General features: G+C 53.5%; 19 protein-coding genes and 2 tRNA genes. 13 read left to right on the top strand and 8 right to left on the bottom strand.

Annotation, left to right across the window (positions count from 1 at the left end; all coding sequences use genetic code 11):
* The first annotated feature begins 55 nt into the window (after window positions 1-55).
* Both ACREAY_RS00550 and ACREAY_RS00545 read left to right on the top strand, forming a co-directional pair.
* Window positions 56-2,605: a DEAD/DEAH box helicase gene (locus ACREAY_RS00550; protein ID WP_431753803.1), complete on the top strand. Its 2,550-nt coding sequence runs from the start codon at window positions 56-58 to the stop codon at window positions 2,603-2,605.
* Between the two features lie 38 nt (window positions 2,606-2,643).
* On the top strand, window positions 2,644-4,314 hold the full coding sequence (locus ACREAY_RS00545; protein ID WP_431753802.1) for a DNA topoisomerase I: 1,671 nt from the start codon (window positions 2,644-2,646) through the stop codon (window positions 4,312-4,314).
* Here the strand turns inward: ACREAY_RS00545 and ACREAY_RS00540 are convergent.
* On the bottom strand, window positions 4,311-4,820 hold the full coding sequence (locus tag ACREAY_RS00540; RefSeq protein ID WP_431753801.1) for a hypothetical protein: 510 nt from the start codon (window positions 4,818-4,820) through the stop codon (window positions 4,311-4,313). The two genes, ACREAY_RS00545 and ACREAY_RS00540, sit on opposite strands and share 4 nt — an antisense overlap.
* Before the next feature lie 287 nt (window positions 4,821-5,107).
* Between ACREAY_RS00540 and ACREAY_RS00535 the strand changes: the two genes are divergently transcribed.
* From ACREAY_RS00535 to ACREAY_RS00515, 5 genes are all read left to right on the top strand, one after another.
* Window positions 5,108-6,535, top strand: a complete 1,428-nt coding sequence (locus ACREAY_RS00535; RefSeq protein ID WP_431753800.1) for a helix-turn-helix transcriptional regulator — start codon at window positions 5,108-5,110, stop codon at window positions 6,533-6,535.
* Window positions 6,536-6,729: 194 nt separating this feature from the next.
* Complete coding sequence (locus ACREAY_RS00530; protein WP_431753799.1) at window positions 6,730-7,137, top strand: VOC family protein; 408 nt, start codon at window positions 6,730-6,732, stop codon at window positions 7,135-7,137.
* Window positions 7,138-7,343: 206 nt separating this feature from the next.
* Complete coding sequence (locus ACREAY_RS00525) at window positions 7,344-7,964, top strand: CBS domain-containing protein (RefSeq protein WP_431753798.1); 621 nt, start codon at window positions 7,344-7,346, stop codon at window positions 7,962-7,964.
* A gap of 48 nt (window positions 7,965-8,012) precedes the next feature.
* Window positions 8,013-8,087, top strand: a tRNA-Met gene (locus tag ACREAY_RS00520).
* Between the two features lie 282 nt (window positions 8,088-8,369).
* Entirely contained in the window at window positions 8,370-8,633 is a 264-nt protein-coding gene (locus ACREAY_RS00515; protein ID WP_431753797.1) for a hypothetical protein, read from the top strand.
* Here the strand turns inward: ACREAY_RS00515 and ACREAY_RS00510 are convergent.
* Window positions 8,617-8,913, bottom strand: coding sequence for a TRAM domain-containing protein (locus ACREAY_RS00510; protein ID WP_431753796.1), 297 nt, complete (start codon window positions 8,911-8,913; stop codon window positions 8,617-8,619). The genes ACREAY_RS00515 and ACREAY_RS00510 overlap by 17 nt on opposite strands.
* A 994-nt stretch (window positions 8,914-9,907) precedes the next feature.
* Here ACREAY_RS00510 and ACREAY_RS00505 point away from each other — a divergent pair.
* Both ACREAY_RS00505 and ACREAY_RS00500 read left to right on the top strand, forming a co-directional pair.
* Window positions 9,908-10,150 (top strand): hypothetical protein, encoded by a 243-nt coding sequence (locus ACREAY_RS00505; protein ID WP_431753795.1) that lies wholly within the window; start codon window positions 9,908-9,910, stop codon window positions 10,148-10,150.
* A gap of 55 nt (window positions 10,151-10,205) precedes the next feature.
* Window positions 10,206-10,430: a hypothetical protein gene (locus ACREAY_RS00500; RefSeq protein ID WP_431753794.1), complete on the top strand. Its 225-nt coding sequence runs from the start codon at window positions 10,206-10,208 to the stop codon at window positions 10,428-10,430.
* A gap of 10 nt (window positions 10,431-10,440) precedes the next feature.
* Here ACREAY_RS00500 and ACREAY_RS00495 read toward each other — a convergent pair whose 3' ends face one another.
* Complete coding sequence (locus ACREAY_RS00495) at window positions 10,441-10,788, bottom strand: hypothetical protein (protein ID WP_431753793.1); 348 nt, start codon at window positions 10,786-10,788, stop codon at window positions 10,441-10,443.
* A 503-nt stretch (window positions 10,789-11,291) separates the two neighbouring features.
* Between ACREAY_RS00495 and ACREAY_RS00490 the strand changes: the two genes are divergently transcribed.
* Window positions 11,292-11,365 (top strand) — tRNA-Phe (locus tag ACREAY_RS00490).
* Here ACREAY_RS00490 and purB read toward each other — a convergent pair.
* Window positions 11,347-12,714 carry an adenylosuccinate lyase gene (purB, locus tag ACREAY_RS00485; RefSeq protein ID WP_431753792.1) on the bottom strand — a complete coding sequence of 456 codons (1,368 nt, stop codon included), beginning with the start codon at window positions 12,712-12,714 and terminating at the stop codon, window positions 11,347-11,349. The genes ACREAY_RS00490 and purB overlap by 19 nt on opposite strands.
* 375 nt (window positions 12,715-13,089) lie before the next feature.
* Between purB and ACREAY_RS00480 the strand changes: the two genes are divergently transcribed.
* The 3 genes from ACREAY_RS00480 to ACREAY_RS00470 are packed head-to-tail and all read left to right on the top strand — an operon-like array spanning window position 13,090 to window position 15,297.
* On the top strand, window positions 13,090-14,568 hold the full coding sequence (locus ACREAY_RS00480) for an RtcB family protein (protein ID WP_431753791.1): 1,479 nt from the start codon (window positions 13,090-13,092) through the stop codon (window positions 14,566-14,568).
* Window positions 14,565-14,963 (top strand): DNA-binding protein, encoded by a 399-nt coding sequence (locus tag ACREAY_RS00475; protein ID WP_431753816.1) that lies wholly within the window; start codon window positions 14,565-14,567, stop codon window positions 14,961-14,963. The genes ACREAY_RS00480 and ACREAY_RS00475 overlap by 4 nt, the downstream gene beginning before the upstream one ends.
* Window positions 14,956-15,297: a hypothetical protein gene (locus ACREAY_RS00470; protein ID WP_431753790.1), complete on the top strand. Its 342-nt coding sequence runs from the start codon at window positions 14,956-14,958 to the stop codon at window positions 15,295-15,297. The genes ACREAY_RS00475 and ACREAY_RS00470 overlap by 8 nt, the downstream gene beginning before the upstream one ends.
* Before the next feature lie 49 nt (window positions 15,298-15,346).
* Here the strand turns inward: ACREAY_RS00470 and ACREAY_RS00465 are convergent, their stop codons facing one another.
* The 4 genes from ACREAY_RS00465 to thiL form a co-directional block, all read right to left on the bottom strand.
* Window positions 15,347-15,754 carry a 30S ribosomal protein S11 gene (locus ACREAY_RS00465; protein ID WP_431753789.1) on the bottom strand — a complete coding sequence of 136 codons (408 nt, stop codon included), beginning with the start codon at window positions 15,752-15,754 and terminating at the stop codon, window positions 15,347-15,349.
* A gap of 64 nt (window positions 15,755-15,818) precedes the next feature.
* Complete coding sequence (locus tag ACREAY_RS00460) at window positions 15,819-17,054, bottom strand: PQQ-dependent sugar dehydrogenase (protein ID WP_431753788.1); 1,236 nt, start codon at window positions 17,052-17,054, stop codon at window positions 15,819-15,821.
* Between the two features lie 91 nt (window positions 17,055-17,145).
* Window positions 17,146-17,295 carry a hypothetical protein gene (locus tag ACREAY_RS00455; RefSeq protein ID WP_431753787.1) on the bottom strand — a complete coding sequence of 50 codons (150 nt, stop codon included), beginning with the start codon at window positions 17,293-17,295 and terminating at the stop codon, window positions 17,146-17,148.
* Window positions 17,296-17,327: 32 nt separating this feature from the next.
* Window positions 17,328-18,244: thiamine-phosphate kinase (gene thiL, locus ACREAY_RS00450; RefSeq protein ID WP_431753786.1), on the bottom strand; the 917-nt coding region annotated here is incomplete at its 5' end.

The raw sequence follows: 18,244 nt of genomic DNA, 5'->3' as shown, positions 1-18,244 counted from the left end.
CGCTATTATTGTATATAACGGAAAGGCAATTTACCCCGCAGGTGCAAGAGCGTCCGTGACCAGCTACCGCTGCCCGATGTGCAATTCTCCCCATTCGGTGAGCGCGGACAGGATATTTGATGGGCGGCTGATGTTCCGTTGCGGCAAGTGCAAGGCGTGCGCGCTGGCAAAAGCGCAGGCAAGCACCGACGAATCGTATCTAGAGTTCCTTGACATGTGCGACAACAACCAGGTGACGACGTCTGACGACCTGCGTCCGTTGATGGAGCAGGAAAAAATAGTCAGGCCGAAAAAGGAGGTTGACGCGCTGATAGCCGCAGCAGGCGCCAAGGGCGACGCGCTGCTTGAAGACGTGCTCCATTCCGAGCGCGACTATGTCGTCGACGTGCGCGCCCTTGAAGAGCCGCCGCCAGAGTATGGCAGCAAAGTAGAGGAGCTTCCCGTCGACGAGGCCATCACCGGCGTGCTTGCGAAAAAGGGCATCGAGCGATTATACATGTTCCAAGAAGACGCCGTGAAAAAGGTGCTGCAGGGGGCCGACGTCGTCATCACGGCGCCCACGGCGTCGGGCAAAACCGAGGCGTTCTGCATACCGATACTGCAAAAGATAGCAGAGGAGGCGTCGCACTTTGGGTCGCTGCGCTCCGGCGAGCGGGGGAAAATAATGGCCATTTTCGTCTACCCCACAAAGGCGCTGGCACGCGACCAGCTGCCCAAGATTGTTGAACTTGCAGAGCCGCTTGGCGTGCGGGTGGGGGGCCTTGACGGCGACACAGAGGAGGCCGACAGGCGGCGCGTGTACGAGCAGCCGCCAGACATTGTTGTCACCAACTTTGACGTGCTGCACTATCACATGATGCACAGGACGAAATTCTCCCGCATTTTCCGGACTGCCAGGTTCCTGGTGGTGGACGAAGCGCACGTCTACACGGGCGTCTTTGGCGCAAACGTGCACCACATCATTGCAAGGCTGGAGCGGCTCGGCGGCAGGATGCAGGTTGTAGCCGCTTCCGCGACGCTCCCCAACGCCGGCGACTTTTGCCAGTCGCTTTTTGGCAGAAAAATGCAAGTCGTGCAGGGAAGGGGCAGGCGGGGCAGAATAAACCTTGCAATAATGTTCCCGTCGCTAAGGTCGCACAGGTCCCTTGCCATCGACCTGGTAAAGCATTGCGCGAAAAAGCACAGGACTATAGCCTTTTCCGGCTCGCACCTTGGCTCGGAATTGCTTGCCTTCTATGCCGCAAGGCAGGGCGTCAGCATCAGGGTCCACAGGGCAGGGCTGACTGCAAAGGCAAGGGGCGAGGCAGAGCAGATATTCAAGGACGGCAAGCTGTCGGCGATATCCGCGACGCCGACCCTGGAGCTGGGGATAGACATTGGCGGCGTCGACGCAATCGTCTCAAACATCGTGCCTGTCAACCGCCTCATCCAGAGGATCGGCAGGGCCGCGCGGCGAGGGCAGCAAGGATATGCGTTCCTTGCGCTTGGCAACGACCCCATAAGCCAGTACTACAAGTCGCACCCTGACGACTATTTGTCAGACCAGGAATTTGCCTACACCGATCCTGAAAACCCGTTTGTGAAAGAGTACCAGGTCCTTGCGATGGCCTGCGACAGGCCGATAGCAGTCGCCGAATCTGCGCCCGTATGGGACGCGGTGCAAAAGCTGGTGGCAAAGGGCGTCCTCACGGCTGAGAAAACGCGCTTTGTGCCCGACTTTAAAAAAGCAATGGAGATTCTGAACGCCTACAGCATCAGGGGCATAGGGAACAGGGTCGACATCAAGCTCAACAACAGGATGGCCGGCGACAGGTCGCTCCCACAAGCGCTTGAAGAATTGCACCAGGACGCGATCTACTTCCTTGCAGGCAGGCGCTACCGGGTAAAGGCGCTCCACTTTGAAAAGCAGCCGTACGCGGAACTGGAGCCGCTGCCATATGACTATCCGTATTACACCAGGGCGCTCACCGACGAGTGGCCCTCCATCATCGAGGTTCACGAGCGCAAGCAGGCGTTTGGCGCCGAGATCGCGTACTGCTCGCTGAAAATCCAGAAAAGGGTGCTCGGCTATGCCAACATCGAGGTAGGGCAGGAAGTGGCGCAGGGCAAGAATGTGATGTTTGAAAAGCCGATAGAGTTTGAGTTCACGACAAAGGGCTTTGTCTTTCGCGCGCCAAGGCCCGGGAAGGCGATGTCAAAGGCAGACGACGAGGAATACGTCGAGATGAGCGCGTTCCACGCGTCAGAGCACGTCATCATTGAGGGGAGCGCCATGATCACCGGAGGCGCGTCGCAGGACCTTGGAGGCATTTCACTCGGTTCGTCCGGTCTGATATTCGTCTACGATGGGAGCGTGGGGGGCAATGGCGCAAGCAGGGTGCTGTTCGACAGATTGGATAAGGCGCTTGGCAGGGCGCTTCGCATCCTGTCGGAATGCCCCTGCACGAGCGAAAGCGGCTGCCCTCGGTGCACCTACTCGTACAGGTGCGGCAACAACAACGAATACCTGCACAAGGCCGCCGCAATCGAGGCCCTGAGCAGGATAGTCGAGGGCGAGCGCACCGAGATAGGCGACGAGATCCAGGGCGACAGGGCGCTGGTGTAAAAAGGTTTAAGAGTAGATAACGGCGACTTTTCCTAAAATTGGAAGAAGTTGCAGCGCAGCCACGGGCAAGGTGGCAGACGCTTGTGCACAAGGGAGTCGCATTTCCTCCCGCCTACCAGCCAAGGGGCATTACGGTATCGATAAGGGGCAGAAAGGTCACGCTCAACGCCGACCAGGAAGAGCTGGTTTACGCATGGGCGAAAAAGAAGGACACCCATTACGTCCAGGACCCCGTCTTCCAGGGCAACTTTCTTTCAGACTTGAAGCCGATGCTGCCAGACGAGTTCAAAAATGCGGACCTGAAAATATCTGACTTTGACTTTGCCGAGGCGTTCCGGCTCGCAGACCAGGAAAAGGTGATGAAGGAACGCGAGATAGAGCGCGTAAAAAACCTGTCGAGGGAGGAAAAGAAAAAGATGGCCGAGACCAAAAAGGCCGAGCGCGAGCGGTTAAAGGCGATCTACGGCAAGGCCATGGTGGATGGGCAGGAGGTGGAAATAGCCAACTGGCTCGTCGAGCCGCCGGGGCTTTTCATGGGCAGGGGCCAGCACCCGCTCCGCGGCCGGTGGAAGCCGAGGGTCAGGCCGCAGGACGTTACGCTGAACATGGGCGAGGACGCGCCTTACGACGAAGAAGTATGGAAGGAAGTCGTCCATGACCACTCGTCGACATGGCTTGCAACATGGATAGAGAAGCTTACTGACAAGCGCAAGTACGTCTGGCTCCATGACTCGTCGGAGCTCCGGCAGGGCAACGACAAGGTAAAGTACGACAAAGCGCTAAAGCTGGCGCAGCAGCTGCCCAAGATCGAAAAAGAGATCATACGCAAGATGAAGGGCTCTAACGACAGGCCCGCGACCGTTGCGTACCTCATATTCAAGCTGGCGATGAGGGTAGGTGACGAAAAGGACCCAGACGAGGCTGACACGGTGGGCGCAAGCACGCTCAGGGTGGAGCACATAAAGTTCCCGCAGACAAACGGCAGGCAGCAAATTGAGTTTAATTTCCTCGGCAAGGACAGCGTGCCGTGGCAAAAGACCATTGACGTCGTTTCAGAGGACACCAAGGCGCTTCACGACAACCTAAGGAATTTCATGAAGGGCAAAAAGCCCGACGAGAGGATATTTGGCGACATCAACTCGCGCAAGGTCAACGAGTTCTTCCAGACAGTGATGCCGGGGCTCACCGCCAAGGTGTTCAGGACCTGCATCGCCACAAAGGTTGTGCAGGAAGCACTCGTCAACCCGCCGACGAGGGTTGACAGGAACTCGACCGAGTCTGAAAAAGTCTATGTCGCCAAGGCCGCCAACCTGAAAGCCGCTATCGAGTGCAACCACAAAAAGGGCGTCGATCCCAAGAACCCGGCGGCAAGGAAGGCGGCGGAAAAGTTTGAAGAGGCGGTTGCCAACAGAAAGCAGGCGATAGCGGGCGTCGAAAAAGAGGTGGCGCAGAGAAACTGGAAGACCGAGGCTCAAGAAAAGCGCCTGAAAGAAAGGCTCGAGAAGTTAAAGGTGCAGCTAAAGCTCCAGCAGGAGACGCGCGACTATAACCTCGGGACTTCATTGCGCAACTATATCGACCCCCGCGTCATGAAAGCGTGGCTCAACTATGTCGAGCTCGACTGGACAAAGGTCTACACCTCTACTTTGCAGCGCAAGTTCAAGTGGGTCGAAGGCTACAAGGACAGGAATTTCAAGCTCTACCCCTAGAGCGACAGCCGCTTTGGCCTGTCGCTTGGGGCTATCGACGTGACCTGCATGTTTATCGTCATTTCGTCGGCCTCCAGCTCTGCCACGGTCTTTGCGGGGGTGCTGCTGGTTATCACGGTCGCGTCGGTCAGGTTTTCAAACACGAGTGTCAGGAGCTCTTGCATGAAGGCAGACTCGTTCCGGCCCAGCCTGTGCTGTATGACCAGAAAGTGCTTGCCGGCCCTTGTCTCGTGGTGCGCGTCCAGCCCCGCGAGTTTAAAGTTTTCCTCAAGGGCTTCCAATAGTGCCCAAAGGTGATAGCTCTTCTCCGTTTTTGACATCATTTCATGTATGAACGAGAACGCGACTTCTGCCGCCTCCTTCATGACCTTCTGGAGGTCCTGTTTTGGGATCTCTTGCTGGTTTGCAAACCCCGTTGAAATGTTGAAAAGTGCAGAGAGCAGGCTCGATTCTCGCCAGCTCGTATTTCCTCCAGTCGCTCTGGCGCTGCAAGATGCTTGCGGCAAGTTCCTCGACCGGCACGCCATGTTTTTGGGCGGCGCGCTCCAGTTCTCCCGCGAGGGCAGGGTCAAGTTTCAGGTTCAGTTCTGCCTTGCCGTCGTCCAAAGACTGTTGCTCGGCGTGTGACTCGTCAAGGGAAGCTATGCGTCTTGGATAGCCTGTGCGGCTAGACATGTCTAAGCATCGCGGACATGATATTAAAACACTTCTGGCCTTAAACGGGCGAATGCTTGGTCGCTGTCAGAAGACTTATATCGTTACATCGGGCTTTTTAGCCCGGACGATTATTATAATGGCAGCCTCGTGTCACTGGCACTCAACCGGTGGTTTTTCCCTCCCCACGGCACTAGTGCTAGCCATTGCGCTCATTCTGGGCGCGGTTGCTCCCGCGGCAGCACAGCAGGAGACTGCGCCAGACTCGCTTTTCATTGCGCTGTTTTCAAACGGCGACGCGTTGATAGAATACGACTTGCTGGTAACGAACCCAGAGGCAGAGTCCGTGACGGTCCCGCTCTTTGGGAGCAACATCAACGACCTCATCGTGACTGACTTTGAGGACAGGATACTCAACTTTACGTCCGGCGAGAACCCCGGCGAGGTAGTCATTGTTCCGGCCGGCGCCACAGGAGCCAGGATAAGCTACACCACGCCGGACCTCGTCGGCAAGGAAAGGAACGTTTGGACGCTGACTATAGACTCGCCCATCGGGTTTTCAGTCAAGATGCCCCCCGACAGCGTGGTCATTGACTGGGGCGACGCGGTTCCCGGCATTATCCAGGTTGGCGACCAGACGCTAATCACGTTCAAGTCCGGCAGCAAGGAAGTGAAATACATCATCGGGTCGCTTGGGACCGAGGAGCAGGCCAACATCACGATAAAGCTAGTCGAGACGACCATCAAGCAGACCAACACGACGTACGCGGGCATAGTGCTTACCGAGACAGAGTCGCTCCTTGCTAAGGCTGTGGCCGCCAAGGACGACGGCAAGTTTGCAGAGGCGGAAAGGCTGGCCGCGCAGGCAAACGACGTGGCCCGGACCACGATAAGGGAGTACCAGGAAGCAGACAAGGAAATAGAGGAATCGCAAGACAAGATAGATGCTGCCGCCGGCAGCCGTGACGTGGTCCAGGCCCGCGCACTGCTCGGGCAGGCCAATGACGAGTTTGCAAAGGGAAGCTATGTAGAGGCGCGCACGCTGGCGGTGCAGGCCACATCAGCAATTGGCGACGCGCCGCAGTTCCCATTTGCCTACGTAGGAGTAGGGGCCGCGGCCGCAGCTGCCGGGGCGTTTATGGTCTTTAGGAAAAAGCTGATGCCTGCGCAGAGCCTTGTCTACAAGCCCGAAAGGGCGGTCCGGCCAGAACCCGTCCTGGATGAACCAGAGCCGGAAGCAATCTCGGGCGAAAGCGTTGAGCCTATCGCCAAGCCGGGAGAGCCGATGGTCCCCGAATCGCACACCGACACAGGCCTGCTTGGCAAAATAGTGAGCAGGATATTTGAGGAAAAGCCACATCTCAGGCAGGAAGACAGGGATGTGCTCCAGTTCCTGGCGGAAAAGGAGGGTGCGGCGTTTGAAAGCGAAGTGCGCACGCGGTTCCAGCTGCCCAAGACCACGGTGTGGAGGCTGGTCAAGAGGCTGGAGCGCGAGGAGCTTGTAGAGATCAGAAAAGCCGGCGGCCAGAACCTGATAAAATTGCGCTTTGAGGGCAGGCAGCCGTAGCATTTTCAGTGTCCCTGGATCTTCGGTCTAAAAAGTCAGTGATCGTAGATGCTTTCTAAAAGCGCAATATCTTAGTGCGTGGCTCAACGTATAGCGCATACCAAAAAAAATGCCACGGCATCAATTTTGTGAGCTGTAAAGCAAACGCCCCCTAATTCAAAGTGTTTATAGTCTTTGATCTCTATCCTAACATAATGACAACAAAAATTTTTGTGAACTTGCCAGTAAAAGATCTCAATAAAACAATAGGGTTCTTTACCAAGCTTGGTTTTACATTTAACCCTCAATTTACTGATGAGAATGCCACATGCATGATTGTCGGCGAAGACATATTCATAATGCTCCTGGTTGAAAAATTTTTTAGGACTTTTACTAAAAAGGAAATTTGTGATACTACAAAAGATACGGAAGCCATAGTAGCATTATCTGCCGAAAGCAGAGAAAAAGTAGACCAGATGATAAACAAGGCAATAGAAGCCGGAGGCAAGGAATCTCGAGAGCCGCAAGACTATGGATGGATGTACGGACGCAGTTTTCAGGATATTGATGGACACCTTTGGGAAATAATGTACATGGACGAAAGTGCAGTGAAAAAAGAATGAAAAGCGTGTCCATGACACGAATGTCACTGTTAACATAATGGCTCATTCAGCGATGAAAAGATAAAGTGATGTGTAGATAGCTAACAGTGCCGATTTCTACATTTTTACCGAGTTTGCTCTCAAAGTCACTTTTTAAACAAGAGGCACTTTTTACGCAAAGCTAAGACCTGCACCATGCTTAAATAAATCGTCGTCGGCAAGTATCTATGAGTTCGAACGACATCACGTCTCTGCTTTCTATGCCCATAGAGCATTTCATCAACATGAACGTGGCGATAATGGAAGGCGACAAGTACATCGACCAGGCGCTTGAAATGATGAAGGAAAAAGGCGTCCGGAGCGTGCTCGTGTCGCACCAGGGCGAGGTCATGGGGATCGTGAGCAAGACCGACATTCTCTTCAAGGTAATGTCGCAGGGCCGCAACCCCGGCAAGGTAAGGCTGCGCGAGGTGATGACAAGCCCGGTGCTCGCAGTCGATCCCAAGAGCAGCGTCCAGGACACGCTTGCCATGATGGACAAGCACGTCGTAAGGCAGCTGATAGTAAGTTCAAGCTCGGCAGTGCTTGGCATGGTCTACCGCGACGACATTTTCGAGAGGATACACATGTCGACAATGTCGACTGCCGACGCGGCGCTAAAGGGGACGCCGGTATGCATCATAAACCCAAAGGCTATAGCGTATGTCAGGGACATCAGCTCTGCCAAAGTCGTGTGCCCCTACTGCGAGCTGCCATATGACACCAAGGAGGCGCTCTCAAAGCACATCGACCGGCTCCACACCGGCGCAGGGGTTCTGGAAGGCGACGTGCGCAAGACGTTTGAATAGTTAATATAATGTAGAGCGGGAATTTGGGTTGCACGCTTGCTGAGCTGTGCCGGGGTAGCTCAGCTTGGTTAGAGCGTACGACTCATAATCGTAAGGTCGCGGGCTCGAATCCCGCCTCCGGCACTTTTCTTTTACGTTCGTTCCCTCCGTCAAAATTAGGCACGATTTAAGTCAAATGTCCGACATTGTCATGGATTTTCAGTGCAGAAAAAAGCAAGAATGACAGATATTCTGATTTGCACAGATTTTTTCTTTGCCAGACTATTTTTATCAAAGATTCTAGACGGTCTACTTTTCAATTCTAAAGCTATATAACCGCTAATGGACCCTCAAGACGATGACAAAGCCTTTTGAAACGAGACCTGTGACAATGGGCACAAAAAAGACCCCAGGTTTCTGCGTAATTTGTTCGGCGGTAGCAACAACAGAAGCATTGTTCAAGGTGCCCGACGCAGTAATAATCCAGAGATTTTGCGACATGTGCTTACCAAAGGCGGATTATCAGTAGCCAGCATTGACGATCCAACTCCTTGTTTATTCCCTGCTGAAATAAACCGCCAGGATATTCTTTATCCTGCTGGCGGCTCTTCACTAGCTGGCTTCTCCACAGGAGCAGTCTTTGTCTCCGTTGTAGCCGCAGCCTCTTTTGTTGCTACGGTGCTGGTGTAGATGCCGCTCCACTTACAACATCGGCCGTTGCAAATCTTTCGCCCACGTTGTTGACCCTTATCTTCGCTTTTTGCCCGACCTTGCCGCCCTTTACAAAGATAACAAAGCCTTGAATCCTTGCAATTCCGTCACCTTGCCTGCTTATTTCTGCAATCTGTACATCATATTCCTTCCCTGTTTCAACCGGTTTTGGTGCTCCAAATCCACCTCTAGATGAACCTCCACCTCTATATCCGCCACTTCTTCCTCCTCCACCGTAATTCCTCTTTCCGTACGACATGTTCAATGAGATAAAGGCGTACATGCGATATAAACAAGTGGGTGCGGGAGAAAGAAATCCACCAATAACAATCTCAGACATTAAAATTTTTGAAAGCTATATACTCGTCGGCTCGCTAATTCTTAGCATGGTCAAACCCTTTGAAACTAGACCGGTTAATCCAAAAAAGTCGCCGGGATTTTGTATAATATGTTCTGCAACAGCTACAACCGAGGCGCTGTTTAGGGTTCCAGATGCCGCAGTAATACAGAGATATTGTGACAAATGTTTACCAAAGGCTGATTATCCGTAGCCAGTATTAGGACTAACCTCTACTCTTTCTTGACGATTCCTTATTTGTAGAATAATTCGCAAATTGGGAAAAAAGATAAGCACTGGTACGATAAGCCTACTTGGGCTATCAACGTCAAAAGTCGAATTTGAACAGTCACCATAGAAGGTATATGCATATCGACCAAGATATAGTGTCGAATTCGACTACCATTATTATATCAGCCAGCAAAAAATTATCATTATTCTCCAGCCTTAACTGCGCTCATCAGAGGAGTCAAGCTCTGGTATTTTGACATAAAGGGGAAGTCAAACTACAAGATAATGGCTCACCATTTCTGGCTGATGACTAGATTGTAACCAAATTCCTAATATGCCTAAAGCTCGAGATTGTATAGTACACCTTGTCTTACATAGATGACCGGTACAATAGGCTTAGTAGAGATATTGGTAATGATTTTAGCAGGAAGATACAAGAAAGAATTACTGAGCTTTATTCCTTTCATTGCGGCAATTGTGGCTACCGAAATATCCATGATATTAAAGAGATGACCTGTGGCTGTGGAAAGCAGTTACAGGGAACTATTGTTTATCGCAAAGTTGGAGAAACTGTGATTTACGACGCTCGAGAAAGTAAGAAGAAGAGAAGGAAATAATTACTACCAGAAGCTTTTGGCGGGTTACTGATAATTTAGGTTTCTAAAAAAGCGAAAAGAATGGTTCTATGAACAGCAACAAGAGGGAGCGCATAAACGGCAAAATTCAGGACAGCGAAAGGACAATAAGAGGACTAAAGAAGATGGATACTCCAATCCTGAAAGGCTATCAGATATTTCATGACCGTATTCGTGAGCATGATGCACTAGAAGGAAAAACGCCGGGAGAAATGGCGGGCATTGAAATTAGGGGAAATAACAAGTGGATGACGCTAATACAGAATGCAAGTACTGTCAAAAAGATAGATTGATAGCCATAAGGTGGCAACAAAACCTTTTTCCTGAAGTATACTTATAGTAAGAAAAATGAGCACCAACATAAAATCTATAAAAGAAGGCACTTTGAGGTTCTTAGGCTACATATTCATGGTAGGAATAGTTGGAGTAATCCTAGCAATAGCCGGCATTTTTATTGGAATGAACATACCCATCATGGCAGTTACTGGGTTAATAGGTGCAGCATTTCTTGTGTGTGGAATTTTCATGATTAACAAAGCAAATGCAATAAAAGCCAGCAGAAATAGAACCTGATTGATTACTCCTATTTACTATGCCTAGGAGATTTTTCATCTTCCATGTTTACAAAATTACCTCCAAACATTTTTTCATGTCTGATTTTTTCTTCAACTTCTTCTTTTTTTCTTATTTCAGATTCAATGTCTTTTGGCTCATACAAAAGTAACCATACGAATATCACCAAGAAAATCCCTAGACCGCTTATTGTCTTTAGTAAAGGATCCACGGATGCGAAAAGTATCGCAAGAAGAAAACCACCTATTCCTAGTACAATACCTACCACCTTCGCTAGATGGTCACTGAATCCCAAGAGTATCCTCACTAGTAAACTTGTTACCAGTAATAATAACCCAACCCAGAAAAGCACTACCATCAATTCCCATCTGCCGAAAGTTGACAGTCATCAATTGTTGTTCGATCAATCGTCAAGTTGACATCACCTTAACGAAAAAGATGCTTGAAGATTCGACGGAAATGATGATCCTTTTTTACTGACCTGAAACCATCGAACTAAGCGCTGTAAAAGCAAGATAGAGTACGTAAAGTACCCCATACTATTCGTAGCAACTGACAGAAATTCAAAAACGTTCGACAATTGTGTGTTTCTGCGTTTCTGACGGAAGAGCGTGCGACTAGACGATACTATGGACTACCAAGCTATGTTAGCCTGCGGCATATCCCTCATATGTTGCTGGTCAAAAAGTGCCGGAGAAGGGAGGTGAGCCCGCTGTTACAGACGAATAATCGTAAGGTAAGCGTAGCCAAGCCTCTTCCAAGAGAGGCGAAGGCGTAGCGTCTAGCGGGCTCGAATCCCGCCTCCGGCACTTTTTTCGTAAAATACGATTATATATGATGCTCAAAGTAGTCAGGCAGAGTGCCGTCGTAGCTCAGCCCGGGAGAGCACTCCGCTGAAGACGGAGCCGCCGTGAGCTCAAATCTCACCGACGGCACTTTTCGATTCTTGCACGAGTTTTACAACGTTGTCGATTATCTTGCCCGACGCCGCAAGGTGGTTGCGCGCGTTAAAGATGTCGGCGATCTCCTTCTTCGACAGGTGTTTGGCAATGCTTGCGTCCCGGGATACGGCATCAATGAACTGGTCGCCGGATTCAAGCGCCGCAAACGCCACGCGCTGGATATCCCGGTACGCGTCAAAGCGCGCGACTCCCTTTTTCACGAGCGCTTCGAGCACAAACTCGGCGTAAATCTGCCCCTTTGTCATGTCAAGGTTTGCAATGACGCGCTCCTTGTTCACCTTTAGTTCTGCCACGACCTTGGTCATCGAGTTGAGCATCTCGTCAAGCAGGATAGCCGCCATCGGGAGCGTAAAGCGCTCGTTTGCAGAGTTTGACAGGTCGCGCTCGTGCCAGAGCGGTATGTTGTCCATAGACACTGACACCAGCGATTTCAGCATCTTGGCCAGCGAAGACGTTCGCTCGCTCTTGATCGGGTTGCGCTTGACAGGGACTGCGCTAGAGCCCATCTGGCCCTTGCGGAACGGCTCTGACACTTCGCCTATCTCAGTGCGCTGCAGGTTGCGGATCTCGATTGCGATCTTGTCAAGCGTTGACCCGACGAGCGCCATCAAAAACTGCATCTCGGCATAGCGCTCGCGCGGTATGACCTGCGTGGCCGCTTCCACCGGATAAAGCCGGAAGCTTTTTGCCACCAGCTTTTCCACCTGCAAGGCGCGGTCGCCCATCAGCGAGCCCGTCCCGACGACACCCCGGGTCTTGCACAGCAAAAAGCGCTTTTTGCCCTCTTCTATCCTGTCGATGTGGCGTGCCATCTCGGCCGCCCACACTGCAAACTTTAGCCCAAACGATATGATGCTTGCGTGCTGGCCGTGAGTCCTGCCCACTGAAGGCACGTCCCTGAACTCGTTTGCCCTGCTGGCAAGCACCGAGGCAAGCTTGGCAACCTTTGACTCGATTATCGTAAATGCGTCGCGCATCTGCATGCACGTAGAAGTATCAACCACGTCATTGCTCGTGAGCCCATAGTGCACCCACGACTTGGCCTTGTTTCCCACCTGCTCGCTTATCGCCTCCACAAGTGCGGCGGTGTCGTGCTCGCTCGCCGCTTCAAGCTCGGCGACGCGTGCAAGCGTGACCTTGCCTGATTTTGCAACCCTGCCAATGTCCTGCGCCGCATCGGCTGGCACCATGCCTATCTCCGACTGGACCTTTGCCACCGCTGCCTCAAAATCCAGCTGGTATTGCAGCCGCTTTTCGTCGCTGAAAATCTCGCGCATCTCTTTGCTACCATAGCGTCCCGAGTCGATGGGCAGTATTGGCACATAGGAGAGCAAACGGCGGTGAAAATAAATCTTGTTCCGGTAAGGCTCTCGGCTGAGGGCACGAGTCTTAAATAGAGCAGACCTTTATTCTGTACAAATGATAAAGCAAAAGCACATCTATGCTTGCACGAACTGCGGAGTCATTTTCACCCTGAGTGCAGTAACCCAAAAAACAAATATCTGTCCCGTATGCAAGTCTCCCCACATGGATAAGATAGAAGGATTTGATTACAACTAACCGGAAAAGAGAAATCATCTAGAAGGAAGACAATCATTTATAGAAACAATACGCGGGTAATTCTACGGCTTTTCAGCGTCCCTTTATCGAACAGGACCTTCAGGCAACAAGGCTTATAATAACTTCAAGCCGGTTCAATGAATATCAAATTGAGCGAGTATGCAACGAGGGGCGGCCTCAAGGTCAGAAAGGTGGGCGAGAGGGAGTTCAAGATCGACCCCGACCGGGGCATGAAGGTGCCAGTCACGATTTATGCCAATGAGGCGCTTGTCTCAAAAATGGTCATGGACAGGACCATCGACCAGGCGGCCAACGTTGCTATGCTTCCAGGCGTCAGAAAGCATGTTGTCGTCCTGCCGGACGGCCACGAGGGCTACGGGTTTCCAGTCGGCGGCGTCGCCGCCACTGACGCTGAAGAGGGAGTCATCAGCCCCGGGGGCGTCGGCTATGACATCAACTGCGGCGTCCGGCTGGTCAGGACGAACCTTATGGAAAGCGACCTGCGTCCGAGGCTCAAGGACGTCGTCAACGACCTGTTCAAGTCGATACCGTCTGGCGTCGGGAGCGAGGGCGCAGTGAGGCTGACCAAGTCAGAGCTTGACGAGCTGCTGGTGGAAGGCGTTGGCTGGGCCGTGAGGCACGGCTATGGCACGCAGCACGACGCGGAGGTGTGCGAGGAAAACGGCATGATGAGGGGCGCCGACCCCGCAAGCGTCTCTGACACGGCAAGAAAGAGGGGGGCGCCGCAGCTGGGCTCGCTTGGCTCCGGCAACCACTTTTTAGAGGTGCAAAAGGTCGACCAGATATTTGACGAAAAGGCGGCAAAAGCTATGGGCATCGAAAAGAAAGGGCAGCTGACCATACTGATCCACTGCGGCTCCCGGGGCTTTGGCCACCAGATTTGCACCGATTACCTGCGCGTCTCTGAAGCCGCGCTGCGCAAGTACAACATTACGCTTCCAGACCGCGAACTGGCGTGCGTCCCAAACAACAGCAAGGAAGGCGAAAATTACAGAAAGGCAATGTACGCGGCGCTGAACTTTGCGTGGGCGAACAGGCAGATGATAACCCACTGGACTAGAAAGACCGTTGAAAAAACATTTGGCATGAGCGAGGGCGACCTCCAGATGGAGCTTGTCTATGACGTGGCGCACAACATCGCAAAAGTAGAGCGCCACAGGATCGACGGAGAGGGCACCCGCGAAGTCGTCGTCCACCGCAAGGGCGCGACCAGGGCTTTTCCAGCCGGACTTGAACAGGTTCCTGCCAGATACAGGCAGCTGGGCCAGCCTGTCATCATCCCCGGCTCGATGGGCACGGCCAGCTGGATACTCCTCGGAGGCAAGAATTCACTTGATCTCAGCTTTGGCTCGACGGCGCACGGCGCAGGCAGGACCATGTCAAGGTCTGCAGCCAAGAGGAGTTACACGCCGGAAGGCGTAAGGACAGGGCTAGAGTCAAAGGGCATCTACGTCAAGGCACTCACCAGGGAAGGCGTTGTAGAGGAGACGCCGGATGCTTACAAGGACGTTGATGCGGTCGCAGAAGTGTCGCACTCGCTTGGCATCGCGACCAAGGTGGCAAGGCTCGTTCCCATCGGGGTGATAAAGGGCTGAGCGATCCGGACATCGAGAAGATTCAGGCCCGCAAGATGAAGGAGATGAAGGAGAAGGCCGCAGCTATGGAGAAGGCCGCCGCCGCTGAAAAAGCAAAGAGCGCCGCTCAGGTCAGGGCCAAGACGCCAAAAGAGATGGTGCTATCCTACCTTTACGACAGGGGCGACGAGGTTCTAAAGGCCGCGTATGCGCAGTATCCCGCCCAGACAGAGGCGGTAGTAACCAAGATAGCAGAGCTTATCCAGTCAGGCGAGATACAGAGCAGGATATCCGGCGGCGAGCTCTTGTCATTGTTCAGGTCGATAGGCCTCCGCGTCAGGATCGACACTTCGATCAAGATAGAGCAGGACGGCAAGCTGGTGTCATTCTCGGAAAAGCTGAAGCAAAATGAATGACCCCATCGGCACGTTCATACTCGATTTCCAGAGCACCGACTTTGAAAAGGACGCAAAGGTGACCAACGCAGTGTTGTCAGACCTGCAGAAGGCTTGCGAGCTTGTCAACCAGTACGCGCTTGACCCACCCGGCGAAAGCGCAGGCTGGTCGTTTGCCAAGCTGTTCGTCTCAGGCCAGTTTGTCGAGCGGCTGTACGCGGGCCACGGCTACGAGATAGACAGGACGAAAGGGAGGAAATTCAACGACAAGTTCATCAACTGGCTCGCGAATGAGCTGAGAAACAAGGGATGCGGGGCTCAGATAAAGGGCGCCTCAGAGATGAAGGACTTTTAAGGTTACAAAAAGAGAAAGGCATGGCTCCGGCGCAAAAGGCGCCAGAGGCTTATACTCTGCGTCCCCTTCTTCCGCCGGGCTTTCTTGTCGTGTCGTGCGGGATCGGAGTCACGTCGTCGATCCTTCCGATGCGAAAGCCTGCGCGCGCAAGCGCCCTGATGGCTGCCTGGGCGCCAGGTCCGGGGATCCTTGGGCCCACGCCGCCTACCGCCCTTACGCGGATATGCAGCGCGTTAATGCCCTTTGTCTTGGCGACTTCTGCCGCAGCGACTGCGGACTTCATGGCCGCGTATGGCGACGACTCGTACCTGTCCGCCGTGACGTGGCGCCCGCCAGAGCTGAAAGAGATAGTCTCGCTGCCGCTCAGGTCGGTTATGTGAACAAGCGTATTATTGTAACTGCTAAAGATGTGGGCTACTCCCCATCGAGTCTGCGTAACCTCGTCTACTTCAGACATTCAGGCAGTATCGTCTTGAAAGAGGGTTAAAAACGTTGTCAGCTGCGCCCAAAAGATGCCATTTTTACCTTGCCACCCTGTAAATCTTGCCGTCCTCGTACGCCAGTATGTACAACAGGCCGTCCGGGCCCGTCTCAATGTCTGTTATCCGGCCAAAGTTTTTTCCCACAATCACGGATTCTGCCTCGCTTTTCAGCTTGTCGCCCTGCTGCTCCGTGTCGGCTACAAGGTCCACCAGCTCGGGCTGGGCAAAATGCAGGCCGGTCCGGTCGCCATCAACTTGGAAAAGGTAGAGGTTCCCGTGGTTGACGTCGCCGACGAAAATGTTGTTTTTGTACTGCTCTCCAAGTTTTCCCGACTCGAAAAACTCGATGTCTGTGACGCCGACTGGGAGCTGCCAGCTAAAGGCAGGGTCGCGGTATGCGGCGCCTTCAAACATTACTAGGTCGCCAAGGGTCGCGTTGGACCGGGCAATTGGGCCCGTGATCTTGTGCCAGCCGCTGTTAAAGCCGGGAGTGACGACGTTAATCTCGTCATACTCGTCAGGCCCGTTCTCTGTCATCCACAGGCGGCCCGAGACTGGATCGAAATCCATGCCAAAGCTGTTCCTTATCCCGTACGCATAATAGCGGGCAAGCTTTTCGTCGCCGTAGAAAGGGCTGCCCTCGACTGCGGCTCCTGTTTCCCTGTCTACCCTCAATATCACAGACTTGTCGTCCGGCCCTCTGCCAGAGACTTCATTGTCGAGCATCCCTCCGCCGGCGTTCGTGTCCCCGATTACGGCATACAGGTAGCCGTCCGGTCCGATGGCGATTTTGCCCCCGTTGTGAAAAGGCCCCGGCTCGCCGGGAAGGTCCATCACCAGAGTCCCGTTTGCAAGGACCCTTTCATCCCTGTCATAATCGTACTTGAAGATCCTGTTCTTTAACTCGCCGGCGTCGCTTGCGGTAAAGTAGAGCAAGACAGAATCCTGCCGGCCGGCTATCCCCAAGAGCCCTTGCTCTGCCCCGCTTGCGACGTCGAGTTGCAGGATAGGCTTTTCATAGAGCTCGCCCTGCGAAACGAGCCGGACCTGCCCTTCCTTTTGCAGGACTAGAATGTCGTCGCCAAGAAAGCGCATGCTCGTCGGAAAAGACAGCCCTTCTGCCACCAGCTCTACGCGCAGGTCCTTGTCGCTCATAACGGGGGTCCCATCTTCCTGCTGCGCGGAATTGCCGGGGTCTTGCGCGAGGAAAAGCACAATGACGCCGGCTCCAGCTATTGCGGCTGCGAGCAGCAGCGTTCTTTTGTTCAGCGCCAATTCTAGGCAGGACGGCAATAAATGGGATTATGTGCAAATACGCGGGATAGGCGCAGGCTCAGTGTCATTTTATGAGGCGAAATTGGCATCGTCATTCGTCTGAAAAGTACTTTTGCATGAGCTTTTCCATCTTGGCCTTTGTCATCTCGCCTGCCATGACTTCAGGGTGCTTGTCGTTCAGGTGCTTTAGCGCAAACCTCACGCTGTCGCCGCAGAGCCGGCACTTTGCCTTGCCAAACACAGCGTTGCCTTCACCGCGCCGCTAGTAAAACATTATGTAAAGTGAGCATAGCCTCGGTTTTCAAGCAGCGATTTGCCGGCATGGACGTTTCCGCCGCCCTTTGTCACCTTGCCGATTACATGCAGTTCTAGCCGGGCTTTTTTCGCCGCAGCCTTTGCCCTCGACACCGCGGAACGCGGCATCGTCGCCACGATCTCATATTCCTCTCCGCCGTGAAACACGAGCTCCTTTGCGTCAAGCCCGTTTGCCAGCGCAAACTCGTCGACACCTAGCGCCTTTGCGGATTCATAGTCGATTATGATGTTGACATTGCTCTGCACGGCGATCTCGTAGAGCGAAGCGGCGAGGCCGTCGCTTGAATCTATTGACGATGTAAAGAACCTGGCAAGCTTTGCTCCAAACTGTTGCCGGGGTTTGGGCTCTAGCACGGAATCGACAGCATGCCGGCGGAACTGGCCTGCAGACCGGGCGCCCTTTAGCAGCAAGGCAAGGCCCGCCGAGGGGTAGCCGAACCTGCCAGATATCACTACAGCGTCGCCCGGCCGGGCCCCGCTCCTTGCCGGCACCCCCCTGCCCGCGACGCCAATCATGCTGCAGTCGATGACCAGGCCGCAAGTCTCGTTAGTGTCGCCTCCCACGATTTTCACGCCAAACTCTCTGGACGCCAGCTGGAAGCCCTTTGCGAGCCCCTCGACATAGCTTTCCGTGACCCCCTTTGGCAGGCCTAGCGATATCATGGCGGCCACCGGCCTTGCGCCCTTGGCTGCGAGGTCGCTTGCGCACGAAACGACGCTTTTTCTGGCGATCTGCCACGGCTTCATCTGAGCCGGCACGTCGGTCGAGCCCACCAGCATGTCGCTTTTAAAGACCAGCCGCTGCCTGCCGACTGCGACCGTGGCCACGTCGTCAAGGTCGCCTATGCCAAGCGCTGACGAAATGATCCTGATGA

It is taken from the genome of Nitrososphaera sp. (assembly GCF_050748925.1).
Classification (GTDB): domain Archaea; phylum Thermoproteota; class Nitrososphaeria; order Nitrososphaerales; family Nitrososphaeraceae; genus Nitrososphaera.
Note: the sequence above shows the minus strand (reverse complement) of the source record. Positions and strands in the feature narration are given on the sequence as shown.

Coding starts and splice junctions, on each gene's coding strand:
- ACREAY_RS00480 (WP_431753791.1), top strand. CDS start 13,090: ATGAATATCAAATTGAGCGAGTATGCAACGAGGGGCGGCCTCAAGGTC.
- ACREAY_RS00465 (WP_431753789.1), bottom strand. CDS start 15,754: ATGTCTGAAGTAGACGAGGTTACGCAGACTCGATGGGGAGTAGCCCAC.
- ACREAY_RS00505 (WP_431753795.1), top strand. CDS start 9,908: ATGAACAGCAACAAGAGGGAGCGCATAAACGGCAAAATTCAGGACAGC.
- ACREAY_RS00535 (WP_431753800.1), top strand. CDS start 5,108: ATGGCAGCCTCGTGTCACTGGCACTCAACCGGTGGTTTTTCCCTCCCC.
- ACREAY_RS00470 (WP_431753790.1), top strand. CDS start 14,956: ATGAATGACCCCATCGGCACGTTCATACTCGATTTCCAGAGCACCGAC.
- ACREAY_RS00495 (WP_431753793.1), bottom strand. CDS start 10,788: ATGGTAGTGCTTTTCTGGGTTGGGTTATTATTACTGGTAACAAGTTTA.
- ACREAY_RS00530 (WP_431753799.1), top strand. CDS start 6,730: ATGACAACAAAAATTTTTGTGAACTTGCCAGTAAAAGATCTCAATAAA.
- ACREAY_RS00525 (WP_431753798.1), top strand. CDS start 7,344: ATGAGTTCGAACGACATCACGTCTCTGCTTTCTATGCCCATAGAGCAT.
- ACREAY_RS00500 (WP_431753794.1), top strand. CDS start 10,206: ATGAGCACCAACATAAAATCTATAAAAGAAGGCACTTTGAGGTTCTTA.
- ACREAY_RS00510 (WP_431753796.1), bottom strand. CDS start 8,913: ATGTCGTACGGAAAGAGGAATTACGGTGGAGGAGGAAGAAGTGGCGGA.